The following is a 17,252-nucleotide window of genomic DNA, read 5'->3' as shown; positions in this document are numbered from 1 at the left end:
AGGCTTTAGAGTGAGTCAAATAAGAATTGTTTATTCAATAAATAAGAAAAAGTTATGTAAATAGTTTTTTGAGTTTAAAGCTTTTCAACTTCAGCAGGCATTAAAGTCTTTATATCTAGCTTAAATTTATTAGCTTTATAAGCCCTAATATCATAGATAAAACTCTCTAGTCTAGCTTCTGTAAGCTTAGGCAATACAGTTAATGTGGTCAGATCACCTTTTGATGGAGCATGCCATTTTTCCATTATTTCTTTAGGAATATTTTTTAATACAAGAGCTAAAGAATCTTTATATCTAAACACATCAATATCATTTTCTTTTAAAGTCTTCTCATATTTCTTCGCATTATTTAAGCACTCAAAATATCTATTTTTAAGTCCTTCTATGCCACCAATTTGCTTAATCCTTTTATAAAGTAAATATGGATTTAGTCCATTTCTACTTCCACCTATTGTTACATCACTATTAAGGACATACTCAATAAATTCACCCTTAACATACTTCTTGTTTATAATCATTATTCCTGAGGGCATAGGTGCGCCTATAAATTTATGGCCACTAATATTTATTGAGTCAAAATCTCTACACAACCTAATATCATCAGTAAAAGGAATAAAAGCCCCATCAAATGCCGCATCAGCATGTATATAATGATTCACTCCTTTAGCATTAAATATAGACTTAACCTTAACTATATCATCTATCGATGAGGTTATTGTTGAACCAATAGTACCAAAAAAAATATAACTATAATCTGTATGTATATTTTCCTCTAACTCTTTATAGTTTAGTTCTCCATATTCGTTAGATGATATTTTAATTAGATCAATATCTAAAATTTCAACAGCCTTATCTATCGAATAATGAGAAAATCTATTACATATAACTTTTATATCTTTTTTATGCTGCTTTAAATAATCTCTAGCTTTCCAAAGACAATATAGTATAGCCTCTGAACTACAATTAGCTAAATATCCCCAGTATTTATTAATATCAAGTTCATATAACCCAATAAAAAAATCTATAATAGCTTTTTCATGAGCATGACTACTAAAAGGATTACTTAACATATAGGGATCACCTAAACTATTCATTGAGTAGTCAAGAAGCTCTGCATATTGACTTAATTCAAAATCAGTAGCAGGAGGATATCCTATATATAAACTACTATTATGTTTTAGTCTTTCCACATATTTCATAATATATTACCCCTTGAATGAAAATACTCTAATAAATTTGTAGAATCTGGCGGAGAGGAAGAGATTCGAACTCTCGATAACCGTTAAGCTATACACGCTTTCCAGGCGTGCTCCTTCAACCACTCGGACACCTCTCCAGATATGAGCTTATAAGTATAACCAAAAAGCTATTTTTTTAAAAGCCTATAACATCATAACTATTGATGATAAAAACATTATTCCTATAAACAAAGTTCTTAATAACATAGGAGAAATTATATTAAGATATTTCACAGCCAGTAAACTGCCAACTATTGTTAGTGGCGCGGAAGAAAGTAATAGTGGAACACTTATATAACCATAAGTATTTGGTACATCTATATTTATTCCGTAGACTAGTAAAATGGTTGCTATGACTGAATTTATAAATACACAAATACTAGCTGTTGATATAGCTTTCTTAATTTCTATACCAACTTTTATAAAAAACATAGTAGCAAATGTAGTTGAGCTAGCAAGCACACTTAATAAACCACATATACTAGATATAACATATTGTAAACTTTTAGGTGGCTTTATGATCTTATTCTCATTATGCATCACCATCCAAACACCACTTAAGAAAAGTATTACTGCAAATATATGTTTTAGAAGCATCGCATCAATATGTTTTATGATAATTGCACCTATAACAGCGCCTATTGCTAGCGCAATTAAATAGCCTTTAAATTCTTTTAAACTAACAGTACCTCTGCGAATATGCTTATAGCTAGCTACCACACTAAGAAATATAGACATTCCACAACAAGTTGCTAGAGCTATTTGCATCGCATGATCAACACCATAAACATGAACTATTAAATAATAAAATGCGGGTGTTGCTATAAGTCCAGCTCCACCACCTAAAAGAGTTGATACAAAGCCTGCAACAAATCCTACTAAACCACCTAATAAAAAAATCATTTTTACCCTTAATCTAATCAGCTATTAGATCATATTCAGTTGATTCTGTAATTTCTACATTAGCAAATTCACCAACTTTTAAGCCTCTTTCAACAGCATCGCCTATAATTACTTGCCCATCAACTTCTGGTGCATCATATTTAGTACGCCCTATAGCATAGTTTTCATCAGAGTTAATAGAGTCAATAATCACCTGCTGCTCTGTACCAACAAATCTTTGTAATTTATCAGCACTTATCTGAGCCTGCAATCCCATAAATTCATCAAGTCTCTGCTGTTTTATTTCCTCAGAAATCAGATTATCAAAGCTATTTGCCTTTGCTCCCTCAACTTCTGAATACTTAAAGCATCCTACTCTATCAAGCTGTGCTTTTTCAGCAAAATCTAGAAGATGCTCAAAATCTTCTTCTGTCTCTCCAGGAAAACCAACGATAAATGTACTACGAATAGTTATATCTGGGCAAATATCACGCCACTTATTTATTCTGTCTAAAGTCTTCTGAGTATGAGCAGGTCTCTTCATTCTTTTTAGAACTTCTGGAGATGAGTGTTGTAGTGGCACATCTAAATAAGGAAGTATTTTTCCTTGAGCCATAAGAGGTACGATCTTATCAACATGCGGATATGGATAAACATAATGTAGTCTTGTCCACATATCTAACTCACCTAAAGCTGTAGATAGATCTAAGATATTACTTTGATATTCTTTATCTCTCCAGATTCCAGACTTATATTTAATATCAACACCATAAGCAGAAGTGTCTTGAGATATTACCAGAAGCTCTTTAACTCCAGCATTTTTCAGCTTTTCAGCCTCTTTCATTATGTTATCTATAGAGCGGCTTTTTAACTTACCTCGAATATCTGGAATAATACAAAATGTACAAGTATTATTACACCCTTCTGATATTTTCATATAAGAATAATGTCTTGGGGTAAGTTTAATTCCTTGAGGAGGAACTAAAGAAACAAAATCACTTGCAAATATTGGGGCATGAGTATGCACAGCTTCTATTAAATTCTCATAATCCTGAGGACCTGTGATACTTAGAACTTCAGGGTGCTTTTCTTTTATTAAATCAGCTTTATTACCAAGACAACCTGTTACAAGCACTTTACCATTTTCAGCAATAGCTTCACCAATAACTTCCAAAGATTCATCTATAGCAGAATTAAGGAATCCACAAGTATTAACTATAACCATATCAGCATTTTGATAGCTATCTGAAAGCTCATAGCCTTCCGCTTTTAATTTGGTAATTATACGTTCAGAATCAACTAAATTCTTAGGACAGCCAAGGCTTACAAAACCTATTTTAGGGATACTTATCATCTTTTTTAAAGTAATCGAAAAAATTTAAAGACTATTTTATAAGAAAAAATAAAAAAAGAGTAGAAAAGAATTAATTACATTTAGACCCAAAGTCTAAATCAGTTCTTCTATCTAAATAGAATGCTTTTTCAGAAGCCTTGAAAGTACATGCATCATTTACACCATCTGCACAAAACTCATCATAATATTGAGTTGGATCAGCAGCAGGTTTAAGTTTACCAAAACTTACTACACACATTTGATCAGCTTTAACTTGTCTATCTAACAAATATTTATAAACAGAATCTGCTCGCTTCTGTCCAAGGTTAAAGTTATACTTCTCACTTCCTCTTGGATCTGTATTACCTGATAACTTGATAGGTTGATCTGGGTGAGCGATTAAATAGTCAGCTGTTTGATCTAAACATTGCTTAGCTTCATCTGTAATATCATAACTATCAAAACCGAAATAAACTGATCTACAATTAATATTCATTAACTGATTTTTCATTTCTTCTATCTGATCAGAGCTTAGATTTTCTGAACCATAGATTTGACTAGATAATTCTAAAGCTTGAGAACTATCTACTCCAGCATATTTACCTTTTATTAAATCACTATTATCAGGTCTATTGCTAGAACAGCTTGCTAATATTAAAGCTGCTGACCCAACTAAAGCCAAGCTCAATAATTTCTTTTTCATTATAATTTAACTCCTATCCTTGATTATTAAAACCTTTAACTTCAAAATCTCCACTATTATTAGCAGTTTCCTCAGGTAATTGAGGACCACTATAAAAGTCTGACAATGCAGAACCATCCGAATTAAGTTTTGGCATAGGCTCAGGTCCCTGATACCAAGCACAGCCACTTAAATAAAATATTAAAACACTCAAAGGAAAATATCTAGTTAGTTTATTCATTTAAAAGTCCTTTAAAAATTCTTTGGTGACCAAGATGGCGATTGCAATAGTGTTTTTGCATCATTTGAGCTATCAACAGAAATTTGTTTTTCACCATCTAATGATACCATATTTAAAGATGTATATCCCCTAGAGTTTGTAGAAACATATGCCACCATATCTCCATAAGGTGACACCGTCGGAGAAGCGTCTGCTTTCCCCTTAGTTAAAACATCAATACTATTATTTGCTAAATTTAATTTAGCTATTTGCGTCCCTTCACCCCTACCCCTTTGATACATAAATACCAAATCCTTTGCGTCTGGAGTATAGTTAGGATCATATGCTTGATAAGTTCTAGTTGTAACTAAAGATGATTGAGGATACTTAGAATTAACTGGAGCCATATAAATATTAGGTTTACCTCCTCTATCAGAAGTAAATACAACTGTATTTCCATTAGGAGAAAATTGTGGGGCTGTATTTATTCCATTAATAGTGAGCTGTTTTAAATTTTTAGTTGCCAAATTCATAACATAGATATTAGTTTGCTCTGAATATCCTTTCGATAAAGCTAAAACAATTGACTTATCATCAGGTGAGAACGATGCAGCACTGTTTATACCCTTAAACTTAGCTATTTCTCTTACCTTACCAGTTGCCAGCTCTATAGTATAAATACCCATACTACCACCAACATAACTAGAGTAAATTATAAATCTCCCATCATGCGACCAAGAAGGTGTCGCAATAGGATTGTCAGTTTGTCTTAATATAGTATGTTTATTATTACCATCATAATCAGAAACAATTAACTCATATATTCTTCCATACCTAGAATATGGATTTGTAACTTTTACATAAGCTAACTTTGTCAAGAAAAACCCTTCATCTCCGGCAATAGTTTTATAAGCATAGTTAGCTATTTTATGAGCTAAAACTCTTTTCAGTGAAGTGCTTATACCGTTATAAGATATTGATCTAATATAACCAGTATCATTTCTTTTTAAGATAGTTGCTTCAACACTAAAATTATCTGATGAATTCTTTTTATAATTAATTAAAACAACGTAATCAGAGTTTATATTTTTCCAAGGAACATCCTGACTAGACTTTATCTCATATTTAATATCATCATTAGCTTCCATTGCGCCATTATTATTTAAATCAGCAGTAACTACCGAGTTAACACCTTGAGAAAAGTCATCTACTATATCGTTACTTACAACTGTGACTAATGGCTTTTGTATAACTCCACTAGTAACCTCTGCTGTTAAATCAGCATAAGAGCTTGTTGACAAAAATATAAATATTGTAAAAATAGAGAGAATTTTTCTTATCATATTTTGATCCATTAACTTTGTTTAAATATAAAACTCACATTCTCTCTTTCAAGAGTCTGCTTAGCTATACTATTTGTGACTACTGGAGGTGTGGTATTTTGAATAGCATCTATTAATGATTTATCACATCTATAATTACCACTCGAACCAGTTAACCTCATAAATTTACCATTTCTTATGATTGCTCTGGGAAGATCGTAAATCCCTCGACAATCATCTTTAATCCAGTTACTACCTACTCTATCTTGATACTCTGATATATAGCTTGAGATAGCCCTCTGCGCTTGGTTTTGTTCAATCTCTTTTCTAGCTTTCGCTTCAGCTTCTGCTTTAGCTTTCTTTATAGCTTCTTCTTTAGCCTTACGCTCAGCTTCTTCCTTAGCCTTTTTCTCTTCTTCAACTTTACGTTGTGCTTCTTCTTTAGCCTTACGCTCAGCTTCTTCCTTAGCCTTTTTCTCTTCTTCAACTTTACGTTGTGCTTCTTCTTTAGCCTTACGCTCAGCTTCTGCTTTTTGTTTTGCTTTTGCTATTGCTTTCTTTCTTGCTTCTTCTTTAGCTTTTCTTAGCTTTTCTCGAGCATCCTTTAATTCTTGCTGGTGATCATCATATGCTTTTATCTGTCTATCAAGCTCTGAACTACTTATAGAGGTAGCTTGAATAATTTGCATATTTTTAGGTTTGTTTTTTTGAACCTCTGCTTCAATTTTCAAATCAGAAGAAAATCTTAATGCACTTAAATTAGATAAGATAACTAAAGCAACGACTATACCTATATGTATAAATACTGACTTAGCTACAAATGGCTTTTCATTTACTATCTTTTGTAAAGAGTCAATAATATGCTTAAGCTTAGGATTTATCATCTTCAGTAACCAATCCCACCTTTTCTACTCCAGCCTGCTGAATTAAAGCCATTGCACTAACAACCTGTCCGTAAGTTGCACTAGCATCACCTCTTACATATACAGGCTTATTTGGATATTGCTTTTCTAAATCAACAACCACTTTCTTTAAATCATTGGCAGATAATACAGTCTTAGTATCATTTATACCTTGATTAGCAAAATATTCGCCTTGTTTATTTACAGTAATAACTATTGGCTTACTATCATTAGAAGGTATTTTTTCAGATGTCGCTTTAGGTAAATCAACCTTAACACCTTGAGTTAGTATAGGTGTAGTAATCATAAAAATCACTAAAAGCACCAACATAACATCAATGTATGGTACAACATTGATTTCAACCATTGGTTTCTTTTTTCTAACACCTCTTCTGCTATTCTTTTTCATGTTAGAATCTCTTATTGAAAATTTTGTTCTCTAGCAACATCTTTATGAGCTTCTTTCAAAAGCAATATACATAAATCGTCTTGAAAAGATTCATATCCAGTAACCACATCATCTATTTGATTAGAAAACTTACTATGTCCTATAACTGCAGGAATTGCCACAAACAAACCTAAAGCTGTCGCTATAAGAGCCTCTGCAATATGAGGCGCTACTACAGATATAGTCGCCTGCTCTACTCCACCAAGAGTATTAAAAGAAGACATAATTCCCCATACCGTCCCAACAAGACCAATATAGGGAGCTATAGCTCCTATAGTACCTAGAGTTGGTAATTTTTTCTCAAGCTCTTTAGTTTCTTGCGTAATTGCAATATTAACTGTTCTTTCCATACCTTCGAGTATTATTTCACCCTTAAGAACACCGGTCTCTTTTAACCCATTAAACTCTCTTAATGCAGAACAAAATATTATAGACTTCCCAAAAATATTGTCTTTATGCTGTAAGTAGTAGTCATAAAGTTTTTGAATATGGTGCCCAGCCCAGAAAAGCTTATCAAATCTAGACTCTTCCAATCTATATTTTTTTAATCTCTTATTAAGCTCCAACATAATTGCCCAAGAATATATAGACATAGCTACTAAAAGCAACATTATAAGCTGAACAACAAAGTTAGCATTTAATATAAGACCCCATAAAGATAAAGAATTATCACCCATAAATTACCCTAAAATGTTTTAATTACTTAATAAAATGTTATCGCTAAATATTATACATGAGTGTTTTAAATTATAAACGTTTTAAACACTTTAAAGTTAGAGTTATTGGAAATAGATATAAATTAACTTAATATAGATATTAACTTTCATGCCATTTTTTGTTTAATGAAAAAAATTTCCATAATGCTTTTATACATAGCCATCCTCTCATCATGCGCAACTCAAACTCCAGCTCAATATAACTTTAACTACCCTGTAAACCAAGGCAATACATGCTTTAACAATATGTATGCTGGATATATGTATTCTGGTGATGAAGGAATGTATTCAAGCTCAGCAGAAATTGGGCCGCTAACAGCTCCAGGAGGAGTTGCTCTAGAATATTAATTTGATGAAATTTATTGGAAATAATTTAAAGTTGGCTTATCATGAATTAATTCTTACAATTTGGAAATTAAAGTGAAGAAATTTTTTTTAACAACACTCTCGGTGCTTAGTCTATCAATTATTACTATTCAAAGCAGTTACTCTGAAGACTGTGCTGATGAACAAAATAGCTTTCTAGAATATAAATGCTCAGATACACGTGGAGACACAATAGGATACAGGGAACCAACAGAGCACAAAGATATGCACTCAAATGAACCAGGGTGGCTAACTCAGCCAGGAGGAGTTGCTGCACAAATAGAAGCAGAACAAGGAAACCCTAGTGATAATTCCTTTTTTACAATAAGAGAATAAATTTACTTTTCAGCATCTATTATTTCTTTATCATCAACAATACTTGGACCATTTAAATCATTATTCTTATTAGCTTTATAATGATTGTATGTAGAAACTGGTCCTGATAAAGCATAACCTATCATTAATAAATATAATAATTTCTCAGGCATAGTAAACAACATCAAAATTATTAATATAAAACAAATTATATACAATTTACTAATATGTCCTTTTCCATCACTATCTTTAAAGCTTCTGAATTTAATATCACTAACCATAAGAAAAGCTAAGTATAAACATGTAAATATAGATAAACTAACTGTTAGAATTTCATAATTACCTATAAATGTTCTTTCACCCATCCATATAAGACCTGAGATTGTAACAGCTCCAGCAGGACATGGCATTCCATAAAAATATAACTTTCTTTCAACAATCTTATCTTCCGTTAAATCAACAACATGAAGCTGTGTATCAAACTTTGCTAACCTTACTGCAACAGCCAATAAATATAAGAAAGCAATAGCCGCCCCTAAATTTCCTAAATCTTTAAGAGCCCAGAAATACATCACCAATGCTGGAGTTGCGCCAAAAGATACAACATCTGCCAAACTATCAAATGCGGCTCCAAAAGCAGTTTGAGTATGTGTTAACCTAGCTACTCTTCCATCAAACGCATCGGCAAAACCAGAAAGTAACATATAACCAGCACAAGAAACAAACATCCCATGAAATGCTGATACAATCGCCAAAAATGCGAATAACAAACTCGCACTAGTAAATAAGCTAGGCAATACATATTTAGATTTTTTCATATCTACTTTATCTAAGAAAAACATGTTTTTTACACTCCTTAAAAATTACTTAAATCAGGTCTAAGTTTTCCAGCACCTTTCAAATAGATGTGCTTAATTTCTTTCTGCTTCTTGCTTGTATTATATGTCAACATCAATCTTATACAAAGCTTTAACCCCTTTTCACAGTCTATTTCTTGACAAGTTAATAAAGGAACATCACTAAAACCTATCTCTCTTGCAGCAACTGGCGGAAACTCTGACTTTATATCTGGAGTAGTTGTAAAAATTATATTAACTATACTTTCGATATCAACTCCATTAACTTCAACGATTTTCTTCAACAGTTCTTTTGTTGCAGCTATTACATTATCTCTTGTGTCTTTTTCTATGGTTATAGCGCCACGTATTGATCTTTGCATACTACTTTTCCAACTTTTGCTTTAATAACCTTGGTAAAGGGAAATATATTTCCTCTTTAATACCTTCAAAATCTTCAACAGAAACATCTGATTCACAAAGATCAGATATTTTGGAAACCACTTCTTTAACCAAATATTCTGGAGCAGAGGCGCCAGCACTAACGCCACAAGCCTTCTTACTTTCAAACCATTCAGCTTTAATAGCATTTACATCATCAACTAAATATGAATCGACTTTATTTAGTGTTGCTAATTCACATAGCCTATTAGAGTTAGAACTATTTTTCGAACCTACCACAATCAATACATCTATGTGGCTAAGCATCGCCTTTATAGCAGTTTGCCTATTTTGGGTTGCATAACATATATCTTCTTTTTTAGGACCCTGAATCTGAGGATATTTTTCTTGCAATGCCTCTATAATACTCTTGGTTTCATCAACAGAAAGTGTTGTCTGTGTCGCATAATATAAATTATAAGGGTCTTTAACATTTAGTTTTTTAATATCTTCTTCATTTTCTACTAAATAAATCGCTCCAATTTCACTACGATACTGCCCCATAGTTCCCTGAACTTCTGGGTGACCTTTATGACCTATTAAAATACATTCAGAATTATTATTACTAGCTAGTCTAACGCCTCTATGAACTTTAGTAACTAAAGGACAAGTTGCATCGTATAGAACAAGGTTTCTTTTAGCGGCCTCTTCTTCAACAGCTAGAGAAACACCATGCGCACTGAAAATACAAACAGCATCATTAGGAACCTCATCTATTTCTTTAACAAAGATAACACCTTTTTGCTTTAGCGAATCAACAACAACTCTATTATGAACAACCTCATGTCGAACATATACAGGATGTTTTTCAACTTCTAAAACTTTTTCTACAGTTTCTACTGCTCTACTAACCCCTGCACAGAACCCCCTAGGATTAGCCAATAAGATTTTCATCTAGATCTTCCTCCTTATTAGCTATCTCTAAAATTTTTGCTTCAAAAACTATTATTTGCCCAGATAATGGATGATTAAAATCCACAGTAACATCATACTCATCCAGTTCTGTTATAATACCTGGAAGCTTCGTGCCATCTTTTTGACTAAAGGAAACTATTAAACCTTCTTCTAATTCCATATCGAGAGGAAATCTTTTTTTAGGTACTGAATAAATACTTGCTGGATGCTTTTCCCCAAATGCTTCTTCTGGCATTAGAACAATTCTTTTTTTATCGCCAATATTACTATCTAGCAATTCTGATTCAACTTTATCAGTAAAGCAGCCTTGGCCCATCTGAAAAACAAAGGCTTTTCCATAACTTTCAGTATCTTCCGCTATGGAACCATCTTTTAGTCTAAACTTAAAATGCATTTTAACAAAACTATCTTTAGAAACTCTCATCACGACTTAAAATAAAATAAAGATTTTGCCCTTAAAATATCATATTTATAAAACATAGTCACCTAATCAAGGCTCTATAACCTAATCTAAATAATATTTTTATGATAACAAAACAATTTATCCTTATTTTTTTTATAGTAGAATGTAACTAAATAATTTTTTAAAAATTTAAAAGAATTACTTTATGAGAATCATTAAAATAACCAAATTAAAGTTTGTTCTATTTATTCCCTTAGTATTATTTATAACAAGTTGTGCTGATGATAAAAAAGAGGAGAAACTTAGTTTTCCAACACTTGAGGTTTGTTCACAGAAGCTTTTAGACTCAGACTCTTCTTTCATGTGTATTGATGAGGAAACAAGAAATATTCAAGTAAATATAAAATTTGCATCATACAGCTTTGCTTTAAGAGATAACGCTAAAAAAACTTTAGATGAGTTATATTCATTTTTAAGACTTACGAAAGAACAACCTTTTACGATCAAAGGATATGCCTCTAAAACAGAGTCTGCTCTGTTAAAAGATAGTGATCATTTAATTACAAAGCAAAATCTAGAGTTATCTCAAGCTAGAGCAAGCAGTGTAAAAACCTATCTTGTTCAGAAAGGATTAAGTCCCGATAATATAAAAGTTGAAATTATGGGATATCAAGATCCTGTTGTCACAAATGATACTCAAGCAAATCGCAGTGTCAATCAAAGAGTTGAAATAACCATAAAGAGCCAATTAATTCAGCAGTTAGATTATCTAAGAAAACACTTTAAACATGTCGATATAGACCATTATAAAAGATTCTTTTCTAATGTTTATTTAATGGATAAAGAAAGCTCAGAGTATGTTGCACAAATATATGACAGTCGAGAAAAAAGACAGGTTTTAACATCTCATTTTACTATTTTCGTTAATGAACCATTTTATTCTGATGATGGTCAGATTTTTACTATCGCATCTAAACCTCAGCCAATATCTGAATTTAATAATGATATGAAAGTATTTAAATTAGGTGAAGCCAAGTATGATTATGTTTACAAAAATATTACTGCTTTAACTATAACGAACACTAATCAAGAGATTAAAATAGGCGACTATGCTATACCTACCAAAATGATAACCCCAGATCTTCCAGAACAAAGTTTCACAATGAATAAAAAAATTACTGCTAATGTAATGGAAGACGTGCAAAATACAACCACACTGTCTTCCAGTTTCAACAACATCATAATTAATAAAGGTAAAGCCGATGGTTTAGTTCCTGGTGCTGAAATGTTCTTATATATGCCTGAAACTAGAGCAGATGGATACCCTATTCCTCCAAAATATCTTGGATATGGATTTATATACAGACTTTCTGATCATTACTCAATTATATTGATAATAAACTCATTACAAGAAATAGCTGGCGAGGCTATGGCTACCACAAGAATCTAAGTTTATGGAGAAGTTAACTCAATCTTGCATTATTCTTTCAATAACACCTTATTTTGGAAATAAAATTTTTAAACAAGCTATTGTAGACAAAATAGACTTAGAGAAACTCATTACAACACCCAATGAATTTACATCAACGCTTAAGTTACGGAAAGAAACTATAGACTTTCTAGAAAAGAAAACATATTTAAATTATTTAGTTAAAGTAGAAAAATGGTTAACAAATCCTATTAATAAAATAATCCACTTTTTTGACGATGATTACCCTGAAAATTTAAAAGAAACTCATTCTCCACCAATAATATTATATTGCATAGGTGATACTTATTTGCTTAAAAAAACACAAATATCAATTGTGGGGTCTCGCAACAATACCATATATGGTGACAACTGTACTAAAAAGTTAGTATCAGAACTAGTTAACCATGGATTCACAATAACCAGTGGATTAGCATATGGAATAGATACACTAGCACATAAATATACATTAAAAAATAATGGAAAAACTATTGCAGTACTTGGAACGGGTATAGACATAATATATCCAGCCATTAATGAAAATCTAGCAAATCAAATAATTGCTTCCGGATTAATAGTCTCAGAATTTGCTTTTGGTACAACACCTCAAAGATATAATTTTCCTCAAAGAAATAGAATAATAAGTGGATTATCTACAGGTGTGCTAATAATTGAAGCAACAGAAAAAAGTGGTTCGTTGATAACTGCTAAATATGCATTAGAGCAGAACAAAGAAGTTTTTGCTGTTCCTGGAAGTATTTTTAGTAAAGCTAGCACGGGTTGCAATAACCTTATTAAACAAGGTGCCAAATCTGTCACTAGTATCGAAGATATTTTAAATGAATTAAATATTGATTCTCAGAATATTGAAAACACAAATAAATCAGACAATATTACCAATTTGTCTAAAAGTGAAACTATTATTTTAAATTCAATTTCTATGGAGTTAACCACCATAGATCAGATAATCAACTCGACAAGCTTTGAGTTTCAACAAGTAAATGAAATACTTTTTGACCTTGAAATGGAGTCTTTAATAAAGTCTGTTCCCGGAGGATATGTTAGAGTATCAGCTTTGTAATTAATTCCATAGAATCTTGTGCTTTACAAAAGTCATGAACAAAAATAATAAGCCTAGACTTCATTTGTTTCTTTACTACCAAGTCCATTAATTATAATATTTTAAAGTAAAACTTCTTAACGCCATTTTTTATGAAATTTATAGATAGTTTCTTTAAACTTTCAAGCAACGATAGCTCTATAAAAAAAGAATTTTTTGCAGGACTAGCCTCATTTTTAGCTATTTCATACATCATTATAGTTAACCCAAAAATACTCTCAGCTACTGGGATGCCAAGCAATGCTCTAGTAACAAGTACTATTTTAATATCTGCTATAGCTAGTATAGCTATGGGCTTATATACAAAAAATCCTTTCGTGATAGCACCTGGAATGGGAATGAATATCTTTTTTTCATATACTGCAGTTAATGTATACCACCTACCATGGCAAACGGTATTAGGCGCAACCTTTTGGTCAGGAATAATATTTAGCTTACTAGTGTTACTAAATATTCGAGCAAGAATCATGATAAACCTACCAAAATCTATCAAAAATTCTTTAGGTGCTGGCATAGGCTTATTTATTGCATATATAGGATTGTTAAATAGTGGCATCATAAATACTGACAATGGAATATTATCCTTTGCAACGCTAACTACTAAACATGGTTTATTTCTTATTTGCCTAATTAGCTTGCTTATACTTTTTATAAAAAAAATACCAGCCCCAATAATTCTGGTCATAATTATTGGATATATTATTTGCTATCCTCTCCAGCAAATATCTGGAGAAAAAATAATAACAATCCCAAATAGTTTTGTTTCGATGCCAGATTTTTCTTTAATTGGACAAATTGATTTTATAAATGGAATAAAATTTGCAATCTTACCTACAATATTTACATTCTGCTTTTTAAGTTTATTTGATGGAACAGGTACAATAGCTAGCCTATATGGCAGCATGGGAAAACCTCACAATCATACAGATAAAGAACTCAAAAAAACTTTTATCGTCGATGCTGCTGGAGCAACAATTTCAGGCTTTATTGGTACAAGCCCCTCAACAGTTGTAGTAGAATCTGGTGTAGGGATCGCTCAAGGAGGTAAAACTGGCCTTACTGCTGTTTTTGCAGGAATTTTGTTTTTGCCATTTTTATTTTTATCTCCTCTTATTAGCTCAATACCACTAGAGGTAATATCTCCAGCATTAGTACTTATAGGTATATTAATGATGCAGCAAATAGTAAATATAGAATGGAAAGATTTTATTCAAGCTACTCCTGCTTTTTTTACAATTTTATTAATGACATTATCATCATCAATCTCCAATGGTATTGCTTGCGGAATCCTGATATGGTTCATAATCTCATTATTTTGTAATAGAAAAGAGCTAAATCTAACTGCTAATATAATAACTTTCTTCTGCTTAATAATGTTCTTGCATGCTGTTAACTTATTTTAGCCACATGTCATTAACCAACCCAATTTCTTTCATTAAATATTTACTAATAAGTTTTTCTTCATCATAATGATCATATAGCAAAGTAAATATTTATATTTCAAGCTATGTATTAAAGTATATAAATAAGGAGAATTGAAATGACTTTCAAAAAAACATTAATAACTTTATTAGTAGCAGGATCATGCACATTATTATTAGCTTCTTGTAGCCCAAGCAAAAAAGAACAAGAACTAGCAAACCTACAACAACAACAAAATGATCTTAATCAGAAAGCAAAAGATCAAAAGTTACAGGCAGATAATCTTAGCGTTGATTCTGGAAATCTTGATAAGGAAGCTGCGGCGGATAGCTCTAAATCTCAATATGAAAAAGATCAAGCAAAAGTATTAAATGCTAAAGCTGAACAAAACCTTTCAAAAGCAGCTAGCCTAGATTCAGAAATAGCTAAAGCTAAAGCTGAAGTAAACGCTTAATTCTATTCTTAGCTCCAACGAGCTTCATATTCTTTTTTATTCCAACCAGTTCTAACGTAATTACCATCTACGACTAATGGTCTTTTGAACAATAAAGCGTCAGTAACTAACAGCTTTAAAGCTTCTTCTTCAGATAGGTTAGCAAACTTTTCTTTTAATCCCATTTCCATAAAAAGTTTACCGTTAGAATTAAATAAATCTATAGTTTCAAAACCAGCTTTATCCTTGATCTCTTTCATTTCTTGCCAAGTCGGCCTATTTTCTCTTAGGTTTATATAATCCACCTTCTTACCTTTTCCTTCAAAAAATTTAAGGGCATTTCTTACACTTGTACAATTATTAATTCCAAATACTTTTATCATTTTACCTCTCCTATTTATGAACTAAAAAAGAAACCTTTAATACCATCAAAAACCATTTCTGTAGCAATAGCTACCAACACAAGTCCCATAACCTTAGAAAGCACATCCATAAGATTTTCTCCTAAGAAAGAAGATATTTTAGGTAAAAATGTAAAGAACATCCACAATATGAATACCAGCACAAATATACAGAAAGTCGCTACTAACTTTGCTTCAGAGGATAAAAAATACTTATGAGATTCTGATATAACAGTAGCTATTGTCCCTGGTCCAGCAATTAAGGGAATTGCCAGTGGGACTATAGCCAACTCCTTAGCAGTTTTCTTATCATTCTCAGAACTATTATCAGATGAAATGACGCCAATAATCCTTAAACCAAAAAATAAGACTATTATTCCACCACCAGCTCTAAATGCACTTTCATTAATCCCAAATGCATTAAGTATTGGACTTCCTAACCATACCATTATAGAGAGAACAATAAAAACAGCAAATACCATACTAATAACAATCTTTGCTCTTTCTTTATTATCAGATTTTTTCACAGTATCTAAATATATACCTGCGCAAGAAAATGGATTAATTATAGCCAGTAACGTTACTAAAAATTTCAATACTATCGTGATTTGCACACCTAATATAATCATAATAAATACTTGTTTATAAACTTAAGCCCTTAATCTTATCTATCTAGGAAAAGAATGTAAACCGTAGAGAGTTTCTAATCATTCAAAATATACTTGATCTGCTTTATACGCTTGTAGAATAATATCTAATTCTGATTTTGTTAATTTATGGGAAAGCTTTGGTAAACTATCTAAATCAAAAAAATCTACCTTATTCACTTCAAAATTAGGATCATTTTCTCCACCAATTATTTCCGCAAGAAAAACAATACTATAAACATTATAGATTTCACTTTGTGTATATTTGTTTCGATCCATCAATGCTAGTAACTTAGTTACCCTTATATCAAATCCAGTTTCTTCTTTTACTTCTTTTATAGATGCTTCAACAGGTGATGTATCTATATCGCACCATCCCCCAGGAAGAGTCCACTCATTCGGAGTGTCTATATCTTCAGCCATTAAGATCTTATTATCTTTTATTATAAGCACCCTCACACCTGGCTGAGGAGTTGGGTAATATGTGTCTTTATATATATCATATGGCTGAACTTCTGACTTAATATATTCATGCAACATCTTACTGCTCAACTCTAACAACTCATGGTAATTATCTAAAGCATATGGGCACTGAGAATATGTCACACCCGTGTGAGAAATCGCCTGAACTTTTTTTATAAACTCAAATATTTTATCTTTATGCATTATAATTACTCTTACAAATAAGATGACTAAATATATTATAAAGTTTAGCAATATAAAGTATAGAGTTGTAACAACA

The 17,252-nt window shown here is 31.7% G+C and carries 22 protein-coding genes and 1 tRNA gene; 6 read left to right on the top strand and 17 right to left on the bottom strand.

The window, feature by feature from the left end; all coding sequences use genetic code 11:
* Positions 1-74: 74 nt before the first annotated feature.
* From DNK87_RS05335 to tolQ, 10 genes are all read right to left on the bottom strand, one after another.
* Positions 75-1,199, bottom strand: coding sequence for a histidine decarboxylase (locus DNK87_RS05335; RefSeq protein WP_119329858.1), 1,125 nt, complete (start codon positions 1,197-1,199; stop codon positions 75-77).
* Positions 1,200-1,246: 47 nt separating this feature from the next.
* Positions 1,247-1,336 (bottom strand) — tRNA-Ser (locus DNK87_RS05330).
* Between the two features lie 46 nt (positions 1,337-1,382).
* A complete protein-coding gene (locus DNK87_RS05325) occupies positions 1,383-2,141 on the bottom strand; it encodes a sulfite exporter TauE/SafE family protein (RefSeq protein WP_119329857.1) in 759 nt (252 codons plus the stop codon).
* Between the two features lie 13 nt (positions 2,142-2,154).
* Complete coding sequence (gene rimO / locus DNK87_RS05320; RefSeq protein WP_119329856.1) at positions 2,155-3,474, bottom strand: 30S ribosomal protein S12 methylthiotransferase RimO; 1,320 nt, start codon at positions 3,472-3,474, stop codon at positions 2,155-2,157.
* Between the two features lie 70 nt (positions 3,475-3,544).
* Positions 3,545-4,159, bottom strand: coding sequence for an OmpA family protein (locus DNK87_RS05315; RefSeq protein ID WP_119329855.1), 615 nt, complete (start codon positions 4,157-4,159; stop codon positions 3,545-3,547).
* A gap of 10 nt (positions 4,160-4,169) precedes the next feature.
* The gene (locus DNK87_RS05310) at positions 4,170-4,376 is read right to left on the bottom strand and encodes a hypothetical protein (RefSeq protein ID WP_071663123.1); all 207 of its coding nucleotides are present in this window, start codon (positions 4,374-4,376) and stop codon (positions 4,170-4,172) included.
* Positions 4,377-4,387: 11 nt separating this feature from the next.
* Positions 4,388-5,695, bottom strand: a complete 1,308-nt coding sequence (locus DNK87_RS05305) for a PD40 domain-containing protein (RefSeq protein ID WP_211360956.1) — start codon at positions 5,693-5,695, stop codon at positions 4,388-4,390.
* A 14-nt stretch (positions 5,696-5,709) separates the two neighbouring features.
* The gene (locus DNK87_RS05300) at positions 5,710-6,561 is read right to left on the bottom strand and encodes an energy transducer TonB (RefSeq protein WP_119329854.1); all 852 of its coding nucleotides are present in this window, start codon (positions 6,559-6,561) and stop codon (positions 5,710-5,712) included.
* Positions 6,548-6,988: a protein TolR gene (tolR, locus tag DNK87_RS05295; RefSeq protein WP_119329853.1), complete on the bottom strand. Its 441-nt coding sequence runs from the start codon at positions 6,986-6,988 to the stop codon at positions 6,548-6,550. The genes DNK87_RS05300 and tolR overlap by 14 nt, the downstream gene beginning before the upstream one ends.
* Before the next feature lie 11 nt (positions 6,989-6,999).
* Positions 7,000-7,704: a protein TolQ gene (gene tolQ / locus DNK87_RS05290; protein ID WP_071663127.1), complete on the bottom strand. Its 705-nt coding sequence runs from the start codon at positions 7,702-7,704 to the stop codon at positions 7,000-7,002.
* Positions 7,705-7,869: 165 nt separating this feature from the next.
* Here tolQ and DNK87_RS05285 point away from each other — a divergent pair, with 165 nt between their 5' ends.
* Positions 7,870-8,091, top strand: coding sequence for a hypothetical protein (locus DNK87_RS05285; RefSeq protein WP_159240226.1), 222 nt, complete (start codon positions 7,870-7,872; stop codon positions 8,089-8,091).
* Between the two features lie 102 nt (positions 8,092-8,193).
* Positions 8,194-8,445: a hypothetical protein gene (locus DNK87_RS05280; RefSeq protein ID WP_244614620.1), complete on the top strand. Its 252-nt coding sequence runs from the start codon at positions 8,194-8,196 to the stop codon at positions 8,443-8,445.
* 2 nt (positions 8,446-8,447) lie between these two features.
* Here the strand turns inward: DNK87_RS05280 and DNK87_RS05275 are convergent, their stop codons facing one another.
* The 4 genes from DNK87_RS05275 to fkpB are packed head-to-tail and all read right to left on the bottom strand — an operon-like array spanning position 8,448 to position 11,040.
* Positions 8,448-9,266, bottom strand: coding sequence for a CDP-alcohol phosphatidyltransferase family protein (locus DNK87_RS05275; RefSeq protein WP_119329852.1), 819 nt, complete (start codon positions 9,264-9,266; stop codon positions 8,448-8,450).
* A 14-nt stretch (positions 9,267-9,280) separates the two neighbouring features.
* The gene (gene aroH / locus DNK87_RS05270) at positions 9,281-9,643 is read right to left on the bottom strand and encodes a chorismate mutase (protein ID WP_119329851.1); all 363 of its coding nucleotides are present in this window, start codon (positions 9,641-9,643) and stop codon (positions 9,281-9,283) included.
* Between the two features lies 1 nt (position 9,644).
* Positions 9,645-10,595, bottom strand: a complete 951-nt coding sequence (gene ispH, locus DNK87_RS05265; protein ID WP_119329850.1) for a 4-hydroxy-3-methylbut-2-enyl diphosphate reductase — start codon at positions 10,593-10,595, stop codon at positions 9,645-9,647.
* Positions 10,576-11,040: an FKBP-type peptidyl-prolyl cis-trans isomerase gene (gene fkpB, locus DNK87_RS05260; protein WP_119329849.1), complete on the bottom strand. Its 465-nt coding sequence runs from the start codon at positions 11,038-11,040 to the stop codon at positions 10,576-10,578. The genes ispH and fkpB overlap by 20 nt, the downstream gene beginning before the upstream one ends.
* A 184-nt stretch (positions 11,041-11,224) precedes the next feature.
* On the opposite strand from fkpB, the gene DNK87_RS05255 reads away from it, so the two are divergent.
* From DNK87_RS05255 to DNK87_RS05240, 4 genes are all read left to right on the top strand, one after another.
* Positions 11,225-12,469, top strand: a complete 1,245-nt coding sequence (locus DNK87_RS05255; protein ID WP_119329848.1) for an OmpA family protein — start codon at positions 11,225-11,227, stop codon at positions 12,467-12,469.
* A 4-nt stretch (positions 12,470-12,473) separates the two neighbouring features.
* A complete protein-coding gene (dprA, locus tag DNK87_RS05250) occupies positions 12,474-13,568 on the top strand; it encodes a DNA-processing protein DprA (RefSeq protein ID WP_119329847.1) in 1,095 nt (364 codons plus the stop codon).
* A gap of 131 nt (positions 13,569-13,699) precedes the next feature.
* Positions 13,700-15,010, top strand: a complete 1,311-nt coding sequence (locus tag DNK87_RS05245) for an NCS2 family permease (protein ID WP_119329846.1) — start codon at positions 13,700-13,702, stop codon at positions 15,008-15,010.
* Between the two features lie 137 nt (positions 15,011-15,147).
* Positions 15,148-15,483, top strand: coding sequence for a hypothetical protein (locus DNK87_RS05240; protein ID WP_119329845.1), 336 nt, complete (start codon positions 15,148-15,150; stop codon positions 15,481-15,483).
* A gap of 8 nt (positions 15,484-15,491) precedes the next feature.
* Here DNK87_RS05240 and DNK87_RS05235 read toward each other — a convergent pair whose 3' ends face one another.
* The 3 genes from DNK87_RS05235 to DNK87_RS05225 form a co-directional block, all read right to left on the bottom strand.
* Positions 15,492-15,845 (bottom strand): arsenate reductase family protein, encoded by a 354-nt coding sequence (locus DNK87_RS05235; protein WP_119329844.1) that lies wholly within the window; start codon positions 15,843-15,845, stop codon positions 15,492-15,494.
* Positions 15,846-15,859: 14 nt separating this feature from the next.
* Positions 15,860-16,492: a MarC family protein gene (locus DNK87_RS05230; protein ID WP_244614619.1), complete on the bottom strand. Its 633-nt coding sequence runs from the start codon at positions 16,490-16,492 to the stop codon at positions 15,860-15,862.
* Positions 16,493-16,570: 78 nt separating this feature from the next.
* The gene (locus DNK87_RS05225; protein WP_119329843.1) at positions 16,571-17,176 is read right to left on the bottom strand and encodes an NUDIX hydrolase N-terminal domain-containing protein; all 606 of its coding nucleotides are present in this window, start codon (positions 17,174-17,176) and stop codon (positions 16,571-16,573) included.
* Between the last annotated feature and the right edge of the window lie 76 nt (positions 17,177-17,252).

The sequence above is a fragment of the Pseudofrancisella aestuarii genome (assembly GCF_003574475.2).
Taxonomy (GTDB): domain Bacteria; phylum Pseudomonadota; class Gammaproteobacteria; order Francisellales; family Francisellaceae; genus Francisella; species Francisella aestuarii.
Note: the sequence above shows the minus strand (reverse complement) of the source record. Positions and strands in the feature narration are given on the sequence as shown.

Coding starts and splice junctions, on each gene's coding strand:
- aroH (WP_119329851.1), bottom strand. CDS start 9,643: ATGCAAAGATCAATACGTGGCGCTATAACCATAGAAAAAGACACAAGA.
- tolQ (WP_071663127.1), bottom strand. CDS start 7,704: ATGGGTGATAATTCTTTATCTTTATGGGGTCTTATATTAAATGCTAAC.
- dprA (WP_119329847.1), top strand. CDS start 12,474: ATGGAGAAGTTAACTCAATCTTGCATTATTCTTTCAATAACACCTTAT.
- DNK87_RS05285 (WP_159240226.1), top strand. CDS start 7,870: ATGAAAAAAATTTCCATAATGCTTTTATACATAGCCATCCTCTCATCA.
- DNK87_RS05300 (WP_119329854.1), bottom strand. CDS start 6,561: ATGATAAATCCTAAGCTTAAGCATATTATTGACTCTTTACAAAAGATA.
- rimO (WP_119329856.1), bottom strand. CDS start 3,474: ATGATAAGTATCCCTAAAATAGGTTTTGTAAGCCTTGGCTGTCCTAAG.
- DNK87_RS05240 (WP_119329845.1), top strand. CDS start 15,148: ATGACTTTCAAAAAAACATTAATAACTTTATTAGTAGCAGGATCATGC.
- DNK87_RS05255 (WP_119329848.1), top strand. CDS start 11,225: ATGAGAATCATTAAAATAACCAAATTAAAGTTTGTTCTATTTATTCCC.
- DNK87_RS05310 (WP_071663123.1), bottom strand. CDS start 4,376: ATGAATAAACTAACTAGATATTTTCCTTTGAGTGTTTTAATATTTTAT.
- fkpB (WP_119329849.1), bottom strand. CDS start 11,040: ATGAGAGTTTCTAAAGATAGTTTTGTTAAAATGCATTTTAAGTTTAGA.
- DNK87_RS05245 (WP_119329846.1), top strand. CDS start 13,700: ATGAAATTTATAGATAGTTTCTTTAAACTTTCAAGCAACGATAGCTCT.
- DNK87_RS05275 (WP_119329852.1), bottom strand. CDS start 9,266: ATGTTTTTCTTAGATAAAGTAGATATGAAAAAATCTAAATATGTATTG.
- DNK87_RS05230 (WP_244614619.1), bottom strand. CDS start 16,492: ATGATTATATTAGGTGTGCAAATCACGATAGTATTGAAATTTTTAGTA.
- ispH (WP_119329850.1), bottom strand. CDS start 10,595: ATGAAAATCTTATTGGCTAATCCTAGGGGGTTCTGTGCAGGGGTTAGT.
- tolR (WP_119329853.1), bottom strand. CDS start 6,988: ATGAAAAAGAATAGCAGAAGAGGTGTTAGAAAAAAGAAACCAATGGTT.
- DNK87_RS05225 (WP_119329843.1), bottom strand. CDS start 17,176: ATGCATAAAGATAAAATATTTGAGTTTATAAAAAAAGTTCAGGCGATT.
- DNK87_RS05325 (WP_119329857.1), bottom strand. CDS start 2,141: ATGATTTTTTTATTAGGTGGTTTAGTAGGATTTGTTGCAGGCTTTGTA.
- DNK87_RS05235 (WP_119329844.1), bottom strand. CDS start 15,845: ATGATAAAAGTATTTGGAATTAATAATTGTACAAGTGTAAGAAATGCC.
- DNK87_RS05335 (WP_119329858.1), bottom strand. CDS start 1,199: ATGAAATATGTGGAAAGACTAAAACATAATAGTAGTTTATATATAGGA.